Here is a 16335-nt window from a genome sequence, read left to right as displayed (position 1 = left end):
CGGAAAAGAACGCCATTCCCACCACCCGGGCCGGGTTTGGAATGGCATTGCCCTTTTGCGACCGCCCTGCCCCTTGCCAAGCCCGGCCCGCCGGGCATAGGTCTGCGGCTGACATTCAAGGCACAAGGGCAGATGGCAGAGCCGGCAATCTCATTCCAGGGCGTGACGCGCCGCTATCCGCAAAAGGGCGGCAGCGACGTGGTGGCGCTGCACGACATCTGGCTGGACGTGCCGCAGGGCGCGATCACCGGCATCATCGGCCGCTCGGGCGCCGGCAAGTCCACGCTCTTGCGCATGGTGAACGGGCTGGAACGCCCCAGCTCGGGCAAGGTCATCGTCAACGACCACGACGTCGGCGCCGCCACCGGCACCGCGCTGCGTCGCGTCCGGCGCGAAGTCGGGATGATCTTCCAGCATTTCAACCTGCTCGCCAGCCGCACCGTAGCGGAAAACATCGCCCTGCCGCTGGAGATCGCCGGGGTCGATGCCGCAAAGATCGCCCCGCGCGCCGCCGAGTTGACCGAGCGCGTCGGCCTGACCGCCCAGGCCAGGCGCTATCCGGCCGAGCTCTCGGGCGGGCAGAAGCAGCGCGTCGGCATCGCCCGGGCACTCGCCACCGGCCCGCGCGTGCTTCTGTCGGACGAGGCGACCTCGGCCCTGGACCCCGACACCACGCGGCAAGTGCTGGAACTCTTGCAGGCGATCAACCGCGACCTCGGCCTGACCATCCTGCTCATCACCCATGAAATGGCGGTGGTGCGCGACATCTGCAGCCATGTCGCGGTGATCGAGGCCGGCCGCATCGTCGAGTCGGGCGAGACCTACGACGTGTTCTCGAAACCCGCCCATGCCACCACGCGCTCGTTCCTGACCGGGGTGACCGGCGTCGCGGTGCCGCAATTCGTCGCCGGCCAGATGCAGGAGGCGCCGCAGGGCCCCGAGGCGCAGGCGGTGGTGCAGATCACCTTCATCGGCGCCCATGCCACCGACCCGATGCTGGCGCGGCTGACCGCCGAACGCGGCGTCGGCGTCAACATCCTGGCCGGCGCCATCGAGGAAATCGGCGCCCGCCCCTTCGGCAGCCTGATCGTCGGCCTGCCCGCGGCGCGGCTGGCCGAATCGCAGGCTTTCCTCGAGGAACACGGGCTTCTGACCGAGGTGCTGGGCTATGTCGGCTAACCTGATCCCGATCCTGTGGGAAGCCACGCTGCAAACCCTCTACATGGTCGCCATGTCGACGCTGCTCGGCACGCTGATCGGCGGGCCGCTGGGCGTGTTCCTGGCCACCTCGCGCCGGGGCGAGCTGCTCTCGGCGCCCTGGCTGAACACCGTGCTGGGGCTGATCGTGAACGCGGCGCGCTCGACGCCCTTCATCATCCTGGTGGTGGCGATCATCCCCTTCACCCGGCTGATCGCCGGCACCTCGATCGGCACCACCGCCGCCATCGTGCCCTTGACCATCGCGAGCGCCCCCTTCATCGCCCGGCTGATCGAGACCGCCATCCGCGAGGTCGATGCCGGGCTGATCGAAGCCGCCCGCGCCATGGGCGCGACGCCGGGCCAGATCGTGCGCAAGGTGCTGATCCCCGAGGCGATGCCCGGCATCATCCTGGGGCTCACGCTCGCCGTGGTCAGCCTGATCGGCTATTCCGCCATGGTCGGCGCGGTCGGCGGCGAAGGCCTGGGCGATCTCGGCATCCGCTACGGCTACCAGCGCTTCATGCCCGAGGTCATGCTGGCGGTGGTCGTCATCCTGATCGTGCTGGTGCAACTGGTGCAAAGCTGCGGCGAATGGATCGCCTCCCGCTTCGACAAACGCGCCCCGCGCAACCGGGGCCAATAACCGAAAGGACACATGATGCGTAAGATCGCCCTTCTCGCTTCGGCCTTCGCGCTGACGGCCGCCATGGCTTCGGCCGAGGAAATCAAGGTCGGCGTCTCGGTCGGCGAACATGCCGAGATCATGGAAGAGGTGGCCAAGGTCGCTGCCGCCAAGGGGCTGACCATCGACATCGTCGAATTCACCGATTACGTCGTGCCGAACCAGGCGCTGAACGACGGCGACCTGAATGCCAACAGCTTCCAGCACCAGCCCTATCTGGACAACCAGATCAAGGACCGCGGCTTCGATCTGGTGACCATCGGCAAGACCATCACCACGCCGATGGGGGTCTATTCCGAAAAGCTGAAATCGCTGGACGACCTGCCCGAGGGCGCCAAGGTGGCGATCCCGAACGACCCGACCAACGGCGGCCGCGCCCTGCTGATCCTGCAGGCCAAGGGGCTGATCAAGCTGGCCGAGGGCACCGGGCTGACGCCCTCGCCGCTGGATGTCTCCGAGAACCCGAAGAACCTGAAGTTCCTGGAACTCGAGGCCGCGCAGCTGCCGCGCACCTTGGCCGATGCCGACATCGCCGTCATCAATACCAATTACGCGCTGGACGCCGGGCTGAACCCCAACAAGGACGCCATCGCCATGGAACAGGCCGACAGCCCCTATGCCAACGTCATCGTGGTGCGCAAGGCCGACGAGAACGCGGATTGGGCCAAGGAACTGGTCGAGGCCTATCACGACCCGGCGGTGAAGTCCTTCATCGAGGAGAAATACCAAGGCGCCGTCATCCCGGCCTGGTGAACTTCTTTGTTGTGAAAATACCCCGGGGGACGCCGATCCGACCCCGTCGAGGGGTCGGATAGGAAACGCGCCCGCGCAATCGCCGGGCGCGTTTGCCTTATTCCGGCCTCATGCTGCCGGTGCGGCGCAGCCGGTCGTGCCAGCTCAGCGCCTCCTCGATCACATGCGGCGTATGGCCGCCGCGCGCCAGCGCCCGGTCGTGGTAATCCGCCAGCGCATCGCGCCATTCCGGGCCCACGCAGTTCTGCAGCACCACCCGCGCCCGCTCGCGCGGGGCAAGGCCGCGCAGATCGGCCAGCCCCTGCTCGGTCACCAGGATGTCCACGTCATGCTCGGTATGGTCGACATGGCTGACCATCGGCACCACCGAGGAAATCCGCCCGCCCTTGGCCACCGACTTGGTCACGAAGACCGACAGATAGGCGTTCCGCGCGAAATCGCCCGAGCCGCCGATGCCATTCATCATCTGCGTGCCCATGACATGGGTCGAGTTCACGTTGCCGTAGATGTCGAATTCCAGCGCCGTGTTGATGCAGATCAGCCCCAGCCGCCGCACCACCTCGGGGTGGTTCGAGATCTCCTGCGGCCGCAGCACCAGCCTGGGCTTGTAGTCCTGAAACCGCGCCATCACCTCGGCATATCTCGGCGCCGAGAGCGTGATGGACGAGCCCGAGGCAAAGACCATCTTGCCCGCATCCATCAGGTCGAAGGTCGAATCCTGCAAGACCTCGCTATACATCGTCAGGTCGTGGAACGGGCTGTCGATGAAGCCGTGCAGCACCGCATTGGCAATGGTGCCGATGCCGGCCTGCAAGGGATGCAGATGGCTCGGCATCCGGGAATGCGCCACCTCGTTCTTCAGGAATTCGGTCAGGTGGCCGGCGATGGCGCGGGTCTCCGCATCCGGGTCCAGCACGGTCGAGGACGAGTCGAGCTTGGTCGAGACGACGATGGCCGCGATGCGCTCGGGCGGCACCGGGATGAAGGGATAGCCGACCCGGCTTTCCGGCGCCACGACCGGAATCGGCGTCCGCGTCGGGCGATAGGTCGGGATATAGATGTCGTGCAGCCCCTCCAGCGTCTCGGGCTGGCTCAGGTTGATCTCGACGATGACCTTGTCGGCGAGCAGCGCGAAACTGGCCGAATTGCCGACCGAGGTGGTGGGCACGATGCCACCCTGCTCGGTGATCGCCACCGCCTCGACGATGGCGATGTCCACCGGCGGCAGCTGGCAGGTGCGCAGCTGCTCGACCGTCTCGGACAGGTGCTGGTCGATATACATCACCTCGCCCGCGTTGATGGCGCGGCGCAGGGCGGGGTCGGACATGAAGGGGATGCGGCGCGACAAGAGATGCGCCTCGGCCATGGTCTTGTCGAGGTCGTTGCCCAGCGAGGCCCCGGTCATCAGCGTGACCTTCATCGGCTCGCGCTTCGCGCGCTCGGCCAGGGCCATCGGCACCGCCTTGGCCTCGCCCGCGCGGGTAAAGCCGGACATGCCCAGCACCATGCCGTCGCGGATCAGGCCGGCGGCCGCTTCGGCGCTGACCACGCGGTCGCGCAAGCCGGCGTGGCGGATGCGGTGCAGATAATCCTGGTCCATGAGCCCCTCCCTGATGCCGCGATGCTTAGGCTCAAACGGCTGCAACGACAAATCAACCCTGCCATGCACGCCAGGAAGGCCGACCCGAGGGCCGGCCTTCGCAAAGGTTGCGCATTGGTTACCGAAACGGGGTCAGCGGCGCTTGCCCAGCGACCAGGCCCCGTCGCCCAGCAGCGACAGCGCCAGCATGGTCACGGCCCAGAACACCGGATATTCCCAGCCGCCGCCCGGGTTGCCGAAGCCGAAGCCGTTCGCGGCATGGCCGAACCAGGCCGCGCCCAGCAGCACCGCCGCCAGGACCAGCGCGACGTGGCGCGTCGCAATGCCGGCGATCAGCGCCAGGCCGCCGGCGATCTCCAGCACCATGGTCAGGTATCCCAGCGCGCCGGGCAGGCCCAGCGACTGGAAATAGCCCGCCGTGCCCGCCGGGGTAAAGACCAGCAGCTTGGTCAGCCCGTGGACCAGGAACCAGGCCCCGGCCAGCAGGCGCAGCAGCAGGGCGGCCAGTTCGGCCCGGTTTTCGCTGGCGGCCAGGCCGCCGTGGTTGAGGGTGCTCATCGCGATTGTCCTTGAAACCTGTTCACTGCCGGCAAGATAGCGCTTGGTCATTGTCGCAGAAATGGCCATATTCATGGAAACATTGTCGCCATGACGGGGATTTCAATGGACAGGATCGACGGCATCCGCGCTTTCGTCGCCGTGGTGGACGCGGGCTCGTTCACCCGGGCCGGCGACAGGCTGGGGATCTCGAACAAGCTGGTCAGCAAATATGTCGCGGCGCTGGAGGGGCAGCAGGGCGTGACGCTGCTGAACCGCACCACCCGCGCGCTGTCGCTGACGCCCTCGGGCGAGCGTTACCTGATCGCCGCGCGCCGGGTGCTGGCCGCGATGGAGGAACTCGACGCCCAGGCCAGCGCCGAGGAAGGCACGCTGACCGGCCGGCTGCGCATCACCGCCCCGGTCACCTTCGGCGAGATGTTCGTGACGCAACTGACCCGCGACTTCACCCGCGCGCATCCGGGCATCAGCATCGACCTGCATCTGAGCGACCGCTATGTCGATCTCGCGGCCGAGGGCTTCGACCTGGCGCTGCGCATCGGGCAATTGCCCGATTCCAGCCTGATCGGCCGCCGCATCGGCCAGACCGAGGCCTGGGCCGTCGCCAGCCCCGCCTATCTGGCCCGCCACTCGCGCCCGACCCATCCCGAGGCGCTGCGCGACCACGTCTGCATCCGCGACAGCAATGCCCAGTCGCCCGGCCGCGCCGCCTTCCTGGTCGAGGGCAAGTCGGTCAGCGTCGCCCTGCCCGGCCAGATCACCGTGAACAGCGCCCAGGCCGTGCGCCGGCTGGTGCTGGAGGGCGAGGGGCTGGCGCTGATCCCCGGCTTCGTCGTGGCCGAGGATGTCGCCGCCGGCCGGCTGGAACGGCTGCTGCCGGCTTATGCGCGCCCGCAGCTGGACATCCAGGCTTTATACCTGCCGCAACCTTTCATCGCGCCGCGGCTTTCGGCCTATCTCGACCATCTGCGCGCGGCGCTTACGCCCCTGCTGAAAGCACCGCCCCCGGGTTCATGATGCCCAAGGGGTCCAGTGCCTGCTTGATCGCCCGCATCGCCGCCAGCCGCGCCGGGTCGCCCCAGCGCTCCAGCTCGCCGACCTTCAGCCGGCCGACGCCATGCTCGGCCGAGAAGGAGCCGCCGCGCGCCACCACCATCTCATGCACCAGCGCCGACAGCGCCTTGCGGCGGTCGTCGTAGTCGCCGCGCTGGCGGCCGGGGGGCGGGAACAGGTTGTAATGCAGGTTGCCGTCGCCGAGATGGCCGAAGCAGTTGATCCGCAGCCCCTCGCCCGCCAAGGCCGCGCCGGCATCGCGGATGAAGCCGGCGATTTCCGACAGCGGCAGGCTGATGTCATGGCTGGCGATGGCACCGATGCGGCGGTTCGCCTCGGGGATATGCTCGCGCAGGTGCCAGAAATCCGCCGCCTGCTGCCCCGACTGGGCGATAACGCCGTCAAGCACCAGCCCGCGCTCCATGGCGTCCACCAACAGCCCCTCCAGCGCCGCGTCCGGGGCCAGCCCCTCGGGCAGGCCGACCTCGACCAGCACCGACCAGGATACGCCCGGCAGCGGCTGGCGGATCTCGGGCAGCACCTCGGACAGGAAGGCCAGCCCCTGCCCGCCGATCAGCTCGAAAGCCGTGACGCCGCCGGCCATGCGGCCCTCGGCCAGCGACAGCAGCGTCAGCGCCGCCTCGGGGCCCGGCACCTGCAGCATGGCAAGGCCCACGTTCGGCGGCGGCACCACCAGCTTCAGGCTGGCGGCGGTGACGATGCCCAGCGTGCCCTCGGCCCCGATCAGCAGGTCGCGGATGTCGTAGCCGGTGTTGTCCTTGCGCAGCCGCTTCAGGTCGTGGACGATGGACCCGTCGGGCAGCACCGCCTCGACCCCCAGGCACAGCGACCGCGCGGTGCCATAGCGCAGCGCGGTGACGCCGCCGGCATTGGTCGAGAGGCAGCCGCCGATGGCCGCCGTGCCTTGGCTCGCCAGCGACAGCGGAAAGAGCCGGCCCGCGACTGTCGCCGCGTCGCGCACGGCTTGCAGGGTCATGCCGGCCTCGGCGACCAGCACGTTCTCCTCGGGCCAGAGGCCGCGCAGCGCGGTCATGCGTTCCAGCGACAGGATCAGCGGCGCCGGACCGTCCGGCATCACCTGCCCCGAGACCAGCCCGGTGCCGCCGCCGCGCGGCACGATGCCGACCCGCGCCTCGGCGCAGGCGCGCACCACGGCGGCGACCTCATCGGTGTCGCGCGGCGCGGCGACCAGCCCGGCCCGGCCCAGATAGCGGCCGCGCGGCTCCTCCAGATAGGCAGGCGTCACCTCGCGCAGCACGCCTTCGGGCAGGCGCGCGGCCAGCGTCTTATCGGCGGGGTTCAGCATCAGCGCACCTCGGTCTTGCCGCGCCGGTCGTGGCGCAGGTTGGCGTAAAGCACATGGTTGCGCCAGCGGCCGTTGATCTGCAGATAGCTTTGCGCCACGCCCTCATACTTGAAGCCCGCCCGTTCCAGCACCCCGCGCGAGGGGGTGTTCTCGGGCAGGCAGGCGGCCTCGATGCGGCTCAGCTCCATCTCGGCGAAGGCGTGCTGCACCAGCGCGCCGATGGCCTCGCGCATGTAACCCTGCCGGGCAAAGGACTGGCCGATCCAATAGCCGATGGTGGCCGATTGCGCCGGGCCGCGGCGAATGTTGTCCAGCGTGATCGCCCCCAGCAGCGTGCCGTCGCGGCGGATCAGGAACAAGGGCAGCGCCGTGCCGTTGCGGCTGGCGCGCTGCGCCCAATAGACCCGGTTGGTGAAGCTGCGCTTCGACAGGTGGTCGGCCGCCCAGACCGGCTCCCACGGCGTCAGGAAAGCGCGGCTTTCCACGCGCAGCGCCACCCAGGGGCCGAAATCCTGATGCGCAGGCAGGCGCAGCAGCATCCGCTCGGTCTCGAGACTGGGCGGACGCCTTCGGCCGAACATCAGGCGGCAAGCCTCGCGGCCAGTTCCTCGCGCGTCGGCGCCGCCTTGACCGGACCGTAAAGCGCCAGCGCCGGGCGGGCATTGCCCAGCAGTTGCCGGGCGTGGTCGCGGATCTGCGCCACGGTCACGGCGTCGATGCGCTCGGCCACCTCGGCGGCATCGGGCACCCGGCCCCAGATCGCCAGCGAACGCGCCATGCGCTCGGCCTGGCCGGTCGGGCTTTCCAGCCCCATCAGCAGCCCGGCCTTCATCTGCGCCCGGGCGCGGGCGATCTCGGCCTCGGTCATGTCATCGGCCGAACGCTTCAGCTCGTCCACGGTCAGCATGGCCAGATCCGCCACCTGGTCGCCCGAGGTGCCGGCATAGATCGTCACCATGCCGGTGTCGTCGTGGAAACCGGACTGCGCGAAGATCGAATAGCACAGGCCCTTTTCCTCGCGGATCTTCTGGAACAGGCGCGAGGACATGCCGCCCCCCAGGGCCGAAGTCCAGATCTGCGCCGCGTAGAAATCGGCGTCCTGGTAGCCCGGTCCTTCAAAACCCAGGGCGAAATGCGCCTGCTCCAGCTTCTTCACGCGCCGCGCCTCGGCGCCCTGCCAGCGGGCGGGCTCGCGCGTGGTGCCGGCGCGGGTGGCGATGCCGCCGAAGATCGCCTCGACCTGGCGGAGGATGCGGTCGTGGTCCACGGCACCGGCGGCGGCGACGATCATGCGTTCCGGCCCGTAATGCTCGCCGATGAAGCGCGAGAGGTCGTCGCGGGTGAAATGGCTGACCCGCTCGGCCGGGCCCAGGATGGTGCGGCCCATGGGCTGGTCGGGATAGGCGGCCTCTTGCAGCCAGTCGAAGATCACGTCGTCGGGCGTGTCCAGCGACTGGCCGATCTCTTGCAGGATCACGCCGCGCTCGACCTCGATCTCGCGCGGCTCGAAGACCGGGTTCAGCACGATGTCGGAAATCACGTCCAGCGCCAGCGACACGTCGCCCGCCAGCACCCGCACGTAATAGCTGGTCACGTCGCGCGAGGTATAGGCGTTGATGTAGCCGCCGACATTCTCGATGGTCTCGACGATCTCCAGGGCCGAGCGCGTGGCCGTGCCCTTGAAGGCCATGTGTTCCAGGAAATGCGCGATGCCGTTCTGTTCGGCGCGTTCGTCGCGGCAACCCGCGTTGACCCAGATGCCGATGGCGGCGGAATGCAGGCCGGGCATGTCGCGGGTGACGACGCGCAGGCCATTCGGCAAGGTGCTGATGCGGGGTTCGGTCAAGCTGCTCTCCGTTCAAGGATCAGCGATTTAAGCCTATCCGCGTCGTTTTCAATACGGGTGATGCGTTCGGCGCGCTCGAACAGGTCGGCCATCTGCGGCGGCAGGCCCGGGCGGAAGCCGATGGCCTGTTCCACCGCATCGGGGAACTTCGCCGGATGCGCGGTGGCCAGCGTCACCATGGGCACGCCGGGGCGCAGGTTCTCGCGGGCGATTTTCACGCCGACGGCGGTATGCGGGCAGATCACCTCGCCGGTCTCGGCGCGGATGGTGGCGATCATGGCCAGCGTCTCGGCCTCGGACACGCGGCCCGAGGCATAGGTCTCGCGCAGCGCCTGCAACGCGCCCTGGCTGATGGCGAAGCCGCCGGATTTCAACTCGTCCATCAGCTGCGAGATGGCGGCGCCGTCGCGGCCGTAAGCCAGCCACAAGGCGCGTTCGAAGTTCGAGCTGACCTGGATATCCATCGAGGGGCTGATCGAGGGCTGCGCCTCGCCGACCCGGTATTCGCCGGTGCTGAGCGCCCGGTGCAGGATGTCGTTCTGGTTCACGGCCGCGACCAGCCGGCCGATGGGCAGGCCCATCTCCTTGGCGATGGAGCCGGCGAAGATGTCGCCGAAATTCCCCGTCGGCACGGTGAAGTCCACCTCGCGCCCCGGTGCGCCCAAGGATACGGCGGCGGTGAAGTAATACACGATCTGCGCCAGCACCCGCGCCCAGTTGATCGAGTTGACGCCCGCGAGCCCCACCGCGTCGCGAAAGGCGTGGTCGTTGAACAGATCCTTCAGCCGCGCCTGGCAATCGTCGAAGGTGCCATCGACGGCCAGCGCATGCACATTGGCTTCCGAGGGCGTGGACATCTGCCGGCGCTGCACCTCGCTGACGCGGCCATGCGGATACATGATGAACACGTCGACATTGTCGAGCCCCTTGAAAGCCTCGATCGCGGCCGAGCCGGTGTCGCCCGAGGTCGCGCCCAGGATCGTCACCCGGCTGCCCGACCGCGCCAGCGCCAGCTGGAACAGCTGGCCGATCAGCTGCATGGCGAAATCCTTGAAGGCGATGGTCGGCCCGTGGAACAGTTCCAGCAGGTGATGGCCCGGCGCCAGCTGCACCAGCGGCGCGCGGGCGACATGGTCGAAGCCGGCATAGGCCCGCGCGATGGCGCCCTTCAGCTCTTCCTGCGAAAAGCTATCGCCGACGAAGGGGGTGACGATGCGCAGCGCGACCTCCTCATAGGGCAGCCCTTCCAGCGCGGCGATCTCGTCGGCCGAGAACATCGGCATGGCCTCGGGCAGATACAACCCGCCGTCGCGCGCCAGCCCGGTCATCATCGCCTGTTCGAAGTCCAAGACCGGAGCCCGCCCCCGGGTAGATACGTAACGCATCGCGTCCCCCTAGAATTTCCGCTGCCTGATACGCCAGATCAGGGCGACTGTCATCCCTGCCCAGACCACCGCGAACATGAACCATTGCACGGCATAGCCCAGGTGGTTGTTCGGGATGCCCTCGACCGCGACGGGCATCGGCGCGACACCCTGCGCGTCGCCCCGCACCTCGGCCGCGACGACCAGCACCGGCTCGGTCCCGAGCTGCGCCGCCATGGCGGGCACGTCGCGCGCGAACCAGATGTTCTCGGACAGGTTCGGCGCGGGCGTGGCGCTGCCGTGTTCCTGCGGCCAATGCAGGTTGCCGGCGATCTGGAGGGCGACGGGCGGGCGCGGGTCGCGCTTGTGGTCCTGGTCGACGAACCCGCGATCCACCAGGATGCGGCGCCCGTCATCCAGAACGAAGCCCGAGACGACCTGGTAGCCGCCGCCGGATTCGCGCGTGCCGGACAGCACGTCGATCTCGCCCCCCGTGGTCCGGCCCGAGACCAGCACCGGCATGTATTTCATCGACGGATCGACGGCGGCGGGCAAGGGCACGGGCTGGCCATGGATGCGGCTTTCGATCTGGGCGATCATGCCCTCTTTCCAGTCCAGCCGCCTGAGCTGCCACAGGCCCAGCGAGATCAGGATGGCGCAGCCGACCACACCGACGATCAGCGGAAAGACATAGCGGCGCATCGGGGTCTCCAAAGAAAAGCGGCGCGGGACCGGGCCCCGCGCCGCCAGATTTCCGCCGGGCTCAGCGGCCCCAGATATAGATCACGACAAAGAGGAACAGCCAGACCACGTCGACGAAGTGCCAGTACCAGGCCGCGGCCTCGAAGCCGACATGCTGCTGCTGCGTCATCTGGCCGCGCAGCATGCGGATCAGGCAGACGAACAGGAAGATGGTGCCGATGATGACATGCGCGCCGTGGAAGCCGGTGGCCATGAAGAAGGTGCCGGCATAGACCGTGTCGGCCATGCCGAAGGCGGCGTGGCTGTATTCATAGGCCTGAAGCCCGGTGAAGCACAGGCCCAGGATGACGGCGACGATCAGCCCGTTGATGGTGGTCTTGCGGTCGCCCTCATGCACGAAGGCATGGTGCGCCCAGGTCACGGCGACGCCCGACAACAGCAGGATCAGCGTGTTGATCAGCGGCAGGTGCCAGGGATCGAAGGTCACGATGCCTTCCGGCGGCCAGACGCCGTCCTTGATCGGGCTGTCCGGCCCCATCGGGTAGAGCGCGTTCTTGATGAAGGCCCAGAACCAGGCGACGAAGAACATCACCTCGGACATGATGAACAGGATGAAGCCGTATTGCAGGCCGATGCGCACGACCGGGGTATGCTCGCCCGACTCGCCTTCCTTCACCACGTCGGCCCACCAGCCGAACATGACGTAGAGCACGGCCACGAAGCCGATCAGGAACATCCAGGGCCCCTCGACCGGGGCACCGAAGACGGTGATGCCCTTCATCCAGGCCACCGCGCCGGTCAGCATGACGAAGGCGGCGATCGCGCCGAGGAACGGCCAGATCGAGGGTGGCAGGATCTGATAGTCGTGGTTCTTTACATGGGCCATGGCTGCGTTCCCGGCTGTTGCTGCTGGTTCTTGTTGCTCAGTTTACGGTCGGTCGGTTTCCGGCGTCCAGCGCCGCCTGCTGGGGCGCCGGCGGCTCGGTCCGGTGGAAGGTATAGGACAGGGTGATGTCGCGGATGCGCCCGGCGTCGCGGTCGGTGACGATCTCGGGATCGACATAGAAGCTGACCGGCATCTCGACCCGCTCACCGGGTTGCAAGGTCTGCTCGGTAAAGCAGAAACACTCGATCTTGTTGAAGAAATAGCCGGCGGCGTCGGGGGCGACGTTATAGCTGGCCGTGCCGGTGATCGGCTGGTCGGTGGTATTGACCGCCTCGTAGAAGGCGATGGCGTTCTCGCCGATGCGCAGCTCCATCTCGCGCTGCAGCGGGCGGAAGGTCCAGCCCATGTTCGGATCGACGTTGGAATCGAAACGCACGCGGACCTTTTCGTCCAGCACGGTGTCCGAGGTCGCGGTCGCGACATTGGTGGTGCCGGCAAAGCCGGTGACGCGGCAGAACCAGGAATAGAACGGCACCGCCGCCCAGCTGAGTGCGCCCATGACCAGGACCACGGCGACCAGATTCAGCACGGTGCGCCCGTTCGAGCGTGGCGCGGTCATGGCTCTGCCCCCTGCTCGGCGCCGGGCGTGCCGGGCGCCGCAACCGGGGCCGGATTGGCCGCCGGCGGGTTCGGGTCCTTCGGCAGCATCGAGGCCTGCGGCCGGTGGTCATAGCCCTGCATCATGTCGCCCTGGGTGATCTTGACCACCGACAGGCCGAAGACCAGCGCCACGAAAGCCGCCAGCACCACCGCGAGGCCGATGTTGCGCGAGCGCCGGCGCCGGTGCAGCTCATGTTCGACATGCAGCGCCATCACCATCCTCCGATCCCGTGCTGGACCAGCAGCGCCAGGAAATGCAGGAACAGGTAATAGAGCGACAGCCGGAAATAGCGCTTCTCGACGCGGTAGCCGTCGGCCTGGGCCTGTTCCTCGTCCCGGCGCAGGATCTGCCAGCCGCCGGCGATGAAGAGCCCGTTCAGCACCGCCGAAACCGCGAGATACAGCGGCCCGCCGACCGAGGTGAAGCCCAGCCAGAGCGCGAAGGGCGCCAGCACCAGCGTATAGATGAAGATGTGCCGGCGCGTGACCTTGCGGCCATGCGTCACGGTCAGCATCGGCACGCCGGCCTTGGAATAGTCGTCCTTCATGAACAGCGCCAAAGCCCAGAAATGCGGCGGCGTCCAGAAGAAGATCAGCGCGAACATCAAGAGCGATTCGATGCCGATGCCGCCGGTGGCACAGGCCCAGCCGATCATCGGCGGGAAGGCCCCGGCCGCGCCGCCGATAACGATGTTCTGCGGCGTCGAGCGCTTCAGCCAGATCGTGTAGACCACGGCATAGAAGAAGATGGTGAAGGCCAGGAAACCCGCCGCGAACCAGTTCGCCGCCAGGCCCAGCATCATCACCGACAGGCCGGACAGCGCGATGCCGAGGCCCAGCGCCTCGCCCGAGGCGACGCGCCCCGAGGGCACCGGCCGGCCGGCCGTGCGCTTCATCACCGCGTCGATATCGGCGTCGTACCACATATTCAGCGCGCCCGAGGCCCCGCCGCCCAGCGCGATGAACAGCACCGCGCAGAAGGCCACGAAAGGGTTCACCGGCAGCGGCGCGATCCACAGGCCGACGAAGGCGGTGAACACCACCAGCGACATGACCCGCGGCTTCAGGAGCGCGACGTAATCGCCGAAGCCCGCCTCGGCGGGCCCCTCATATGCGTTGATGTCGGTCACGGCCCTTACTCGGCCGAGGCCAGCTTGACCGGGCTGGCGGGCAGGTAATCCGAGGCGTCGGCGGCGAATTCCTCTTTCGCGCCGGCCAGCCAGGCGTCGTATTTCTCCTGGCTGACGGCCTTGACCACGATGGGCATATAGGCGTGGTTGATGCCGCAAAGCTCCGAGCACTGGCCGAAATAGACGCCTTCCTTGTCGACCTCGAACCACAGCTGCGCGATGCGGCCCGGCACGGCGTCCTGTTTCACGGCAAAGGCCGGCACGGTCCAGCTGTGGATCACGTCGGTCGCGGTGACCTGCACCAGCACCTTCTTGCCGATCGGCACCACGACCGGGTTGTCGGTGGCCAGCAGGTATTCGTCCTCGCTGTAGCCGGCGTCGGCCAGGGCGTCCTTCTCCAGCAGCAGCGCGTCGAAGGCGATGGCATCGTTCGGATATTCATAGGACCAGTACCACTGGTGGCCGATGGCCTTGATCACCAGGTCCGGATCGTTCGGCATTTCCTGGCTGCGGAACAGCGCCGGCAGCGAGAAGGCGCCGATGGAAACCAGGATCAGCACCGGCACCAGCGTCCAGACCACCTCGACCGGGGTGTTGTGGGTAAAGCGCGCCGGGACGGGGTTCACGCGGCGGTTGAAGCGGACGATGCAGACCAGCAGCAGCAGGCAGACGAAGATCGTCACCGCCGTGATGATATAGAGCACGAAATGATCCAGCCACTGCTGGTCATGCGCCAGCGGGCTCGACGCGGGCTGGAAGCCCATGCCGCCATTGTGCGGCTTGCCGATCACGGGCAGGTCGCCCAGCACGTCCTGCGCCAGCGCCGGCACGGCCGTCAGCCCAGCAAAACCAAGACCCGTAGCCGCCATTACCCCGCGGCGCATCGTCGCAATTGCCATCTTCCCATCCCGTTGCCTATCATGCCGCCGGCAGGGCCCTGTCTCCTCGGGCTGCCGGCATTCGGTCCTGAACCAGAACCATATCTTACCCCTACGGGCAAGCCATAGCTATCGACTTACGACCAAAAAACCCCTAGTCGAGGCTTCCAGGTCAGGAGCGATGACATGCCGGACACAGCCTTTTCCCCGTTTGAAACCCATCTCGACCAGGATCGCGCGCTGCGTGTCCTGCAATCGGCGCTTGCAGGGGCGGATGATGGCGAGCTGTATCTGGAACGCTCCCGCTCGGAGGCGCTGGTCTTCGACGACGGCCGGCTGCGCACGGCAAGCTATGACGCCGAGCAGGGCTTCGGCCTGCGCGCGGTGCGCGGCGACGTGACCGGCTATGCCCATTCCACCGAGATCGACGAAACAGCCTTGCGCAAGGCGGCGGAGACCGTGCGGCTGGCCGTGGGCGACGGCGGCGGCACGCTGGCCCTGCCGCCCCTGGCCGAGATCCGCCCGCTTTACGCCGCGATCGACCCGGCGGAATCGGTGCCCTTCGCCGCCCGCGTCGCGCTGCTGCGGGAAATCGACGCCTTTGCCCGCGACCTCGACCCGCGGGTGGTGCAGGTCTCGGCCAGCATCTCGACCTCGGTGCAGGAGGTGGCGATCCTGCGCCCCGAGGGCGGGCTTTCGACCGACATCCGGCCGATGGCGCGCATCAACGTCTCGGTCATCGTGGAATCGAACAGCCGCCGCGAATCGGGCAATGCCGGCGGCGGCGGCCGCGTGGCGCTGGACGGGCTGATCGCCCCCGAACACTGGCAGGCCCAGGTGCGCGAGGCGCTGCGCATCGCGCTGGTCAACCTGCGCTCGGTCCCCGCCCCTGCCGGCGTCATGGACGTGGTTCTGGGCCCGGGCTGGCCGGGGATTCTGCTGCACGAGGCCGTGGGTCACGGGCTGGAAGGCGATTTCAACCGCAAGGGCCATTCCGCCTTTGCCGGGCTGCTGGGCAGCCGCGTGGCCGCGCCCGGCGTGACCGTGGTCGACGACGGCACCATCCCGGACCGGCGCGGCTCGATCTCGGTCGATGACGAGGGCACGGCGCCGGGCCGCAACGTGCTGATCGAGGACGGCGTGCTGACGGGCTATATGCAGGACCGCCAGAACGCCCGGCTGATGGGGGTCGCGCCGACCGGCAACGGCCGCCGGCAGAGCTATGCCCATGCGCCGATGCCGCGCATGACCAATACCTTCATGCTGGCGGGGTCCGAGGATCCGGCCTCGATCCTCGCCGGGCTCGAGGATGGCATCTATGCCGTGGGTTTCGGCGGCGGCCAGGTGGACATCACCAACGGCAAGTTCGTGTTTTCCTGCACCGAGGCCTATCGCGTGAAGAATGGCCAGGTCGGCGACCCGATCCGGGGCGCGACGCTGATCGGCGACGGCGCGACGGCGCTGCAACAGATTCGCGCCATCGGCAGTGACCTGTCCCTGGACCCCGGAATCGGCAATTGCGGCAAGCAGGGACAATGGGTTCCGGTCGGCGTGGGCCTGCCCACATTGCGCATCGGCGGGCTGACCATCGGCGGCTCGGCGGCCTGATTTCCGGCAAATCCAAGGGGTTGGCGGAATCTTTTCGCGGCTAACGCATTCTTAACCATTGCCATGGCATGACTCGTCCCGCGGATGA

17 protein-coding genes are annotated in these 16335 nt (G+C 67.9%); 5 read left to right on the top strand and 12 right to left on the bottom strand.

Annotated elements, in window-relative coordinates:
- The first annotated feature begins 132 nt into the window (after positions 1 to 132).
- Genes PARN5_RS0110940 through PARN5_RS0110930 form a run of 3 tightly spaced genes read left to right on the top strand, consistent with a single transcriptional unit; the run spans position 133 to position 2635 of the window.
- Complete coding sequence (locus PARN5_RS0110940) at positions 133 to 1179, top strand: ATP-binding cassette domain-containing protein (protein ID WP_026155352.1); 1047 nt, start codon at positions 133 to 135, stop codon at positions 1177 to 1179.
- Entirely contained in the window at positions 1169 to 1843 is a 675-nt protein-coding gene (locus tag PARN5_RS0110935) for a methionine ABC transporter permease (protein ID WP_017999815.1), read from the top strand. The genes PARN5_RS0110940 and PARN5_RS0110935 overlap by 11 nt, the downstream gene beginning before the upstream one ends.
- 15 nt (positions 1844 to 1858) lie before the next feature.
- Positions 1859 to 2635, top strand: a complete 777-nt coding sequence (locus PARN5_RS0110930) for a MetQ/NlpA family ABC transporter substrate-binding protein (protein ID WP_026155351.1) — start codon at positions 1859 to 1861, stop codon at positions 2633 to 2635.
- 97 nt (positions 2636 to 2732) lie between these two features.
- Here PARN5_RS0110930 and PARN5_RS0110925 read toward each other — a convergent pair whose 3' ends face one another.
- Entirely contained in the window at positions 2733 to 4235 is a 1503-nt protein-coding gene (locus PARN5_RS0110925) for an acetyl-CoA hydrolase/transferase family protein (RefSeq protein ID WP_017999813.1), read from the bottom strand.
- Positions 4236 to 4367: 132 nt separating this feature from the next.
- Positions 4368 to 4793, bottom strand: coding sequence for a DoxX family protein (locus tag PARN5_RS0110920; RefSeq protein WP_017999812.1), 426 nt, complete (start codon positions 4791 to 4793; stop codon positions 4368 to 4370).
- Between the two features lie 105 nt (positions 4794 to 4898).
- Here PARN5_RS0110920 and PARN5_RS0110915 point away from each other — a divergent pair, with 105 nt between their 5' ends.
- On the top strand, positions 4899 to 5810 hold the full coding sequence (locus PARN5_RS0110915) for a LysR family transcriptional regulator (RefSeq protein ID WP_017999811.1): 912 nt from the start codon (positions 4899 to 4901) through the stop codon (positions 5808 to 5810).
- Here PARN5_RS0110915 and PARN5_RS0110910 read toward each other — a convergent pair.
- The 10 genes from PARN5_RS0110910 to coxB all read right to left on the bottom strand — a co-directional run bounded on the left by PARN5_RS0110910 (position 5773) and on the right by coxB (position 14660).
- The gene (locus PARN5_RS0110910) at positions 5773 to 7173 is read right to left on the bottom strand and encodes an FAD-binding oxidoreductase (RefSeq protein ID WP_017999810.1); all 1401 of its coding nucleotides are present in this window, start codon (positions 7171 to 7173) and stop codon (positions 5773 to 5775) included. The genes PARN5_RS0110915 and PARN5_RS0110910 overlap by 38 nt on opposite strands.
- On the bottom strand, positions 7173 to 7754 hold the full coding sequence (locus PARN5_RS0110905) for a GNAT family protein (RefSeq protein ID WP_026155350.1): 582 nt from the start codon (positions 7752 to 7754) through the stop codon (positions 7173 to 7175). Before PARN5_RS0110905 ends, PARN5_RS0110910 begins: the two co-directional genes overlap by 1 nt.
- A complete protein-coding gene (locus PARN5_RS0110900) occupies positions 7754 to 9019 on the bottom strand; it encodes a pitrilysin family protein (RefSeq protein ID WP_017999808.1) in 1266 nt (421 codons plus the stop codon). The genes PARN5_RS0110905 and PARN5_RS0110900 overlap by 1 nt, the downstream gene beginning before the upstream one ends.
- On the bottom strand, positions 9016 to 10404 hold the full coding sequence (thrC, locus tag PARN5_RS0110895; RefSeq protein WP_026155349.1) for a threonine synthase: 1389 nt from the start codon (positions 10402 to 10404) through the stop codon (positions 9016 to 9018). Before thrC ends, PARN5_RS0110900 begins: the two co-directional genes overlap by 4 nt.
- A 9-nt stretch (positions 10405 to 10413) precedes the next feature.
- Positions 10414 to 11085: an SURF1 family protein gene (locus PARN5_RS0110890; protein ID WP_017999806.1), complete on the bottom strand. Its 672-nt coding sequence runs from the start codon at positions 11083 to 11085 to the stop codon at positions 10414 to 10416.
- A 61-nt stretch (positions 11086 to 11146) separates the two neighbouring features.
- Positions 11147 to 11971, bottom strand: coding sequence for a cytochrome c oxidase subunit 3 (locus PARN5_RS0110885; RefSeq protein ID WP_017999805.1), 825 nt, complete (start codon positions 11969 to 11971; stop codon positions 11147 to 11149).
- Positions 11972 to 12008: 37 nt separating this feature from the next.
- Entirely contained in the window at positions 12009 to 12590 is a 582-nt protein-coding gene (locus tag PARN5_RS0110880) for a cytochrome c oxidase assembly protein (protein ID WP_017999804.1), read from the bottom strand.
- On the bottom strand, positions 12587 to 12844 hold the full coding sequence (locus tag PARN5_RS0110875) for a hypothetical protein (RefSeq protein ID WP_017999803.1): 258 nt from the start codon (positions 12842 to 12844) through the stop codon (positions 12587 to 12589). Before PARN5_RS0110875 ends, PARN5_RS0110880 begins: the two co-directional genes overlap by 4 nt.
- Positions 12844 to 13761 (bottom strand): heme o synthase, encoded by a 918-nt coding sequence (gene cyoE / locus PARN5_RS0110870; RefSeq protein ID WP_017999802.1) that lies wholly within the window; start codon positions 13759 to 13761, stop codon positions 12844 to 12846. Before cyoE ends, PARN5_RS0110875 begins: the two co-directional genes overlap by 1 nt.
- 5 nt (positions 13762 to 13766) lie before the next feature.
- A complete protein-coding gene (coxB, locus tag PARN5_RS0110865; protein ID WP_051070986.1) occupies positions 13767 to 14660 on the bottom strand; it encodes a cytochrome c oxidase subunit II in 894 nt (297 codons plus the stop codon).
- Positions 14661 to 14825: 165 nt separating this feature from the next.
- Between coxB and tldD the strand changes: the two genes are divergently transcribed.
- Positions 14826 to 16247 carry a metalloprotease TldD gene (tldD, locus tag PARN5_RS0110860; protein ID WP_017999800.1) on the top strand — a complete coding sequence of 474 codons (1422 nt, stop codon included), beginning with the start codon at positions 14826 to 14828 and terminating at the stop codon, positions 16245 to 16247.
- Positions 16248 to 16335 lie beyond the last annotated feature (88 nt).

This window comes from Paracoccus sp. N5, assembly GCF_000371965.1.
GTDB lineage: Bacteria > Pseudomonadota > Alphaproteobacteria > Rhodobacterales > Rhodobacteraceae > Paracoccus.
The sequence above is the reverse complement of the archived record's forward strand: the minus strand, read 5'-3'. Positions and strand labels throughout refer to the sequence as shown.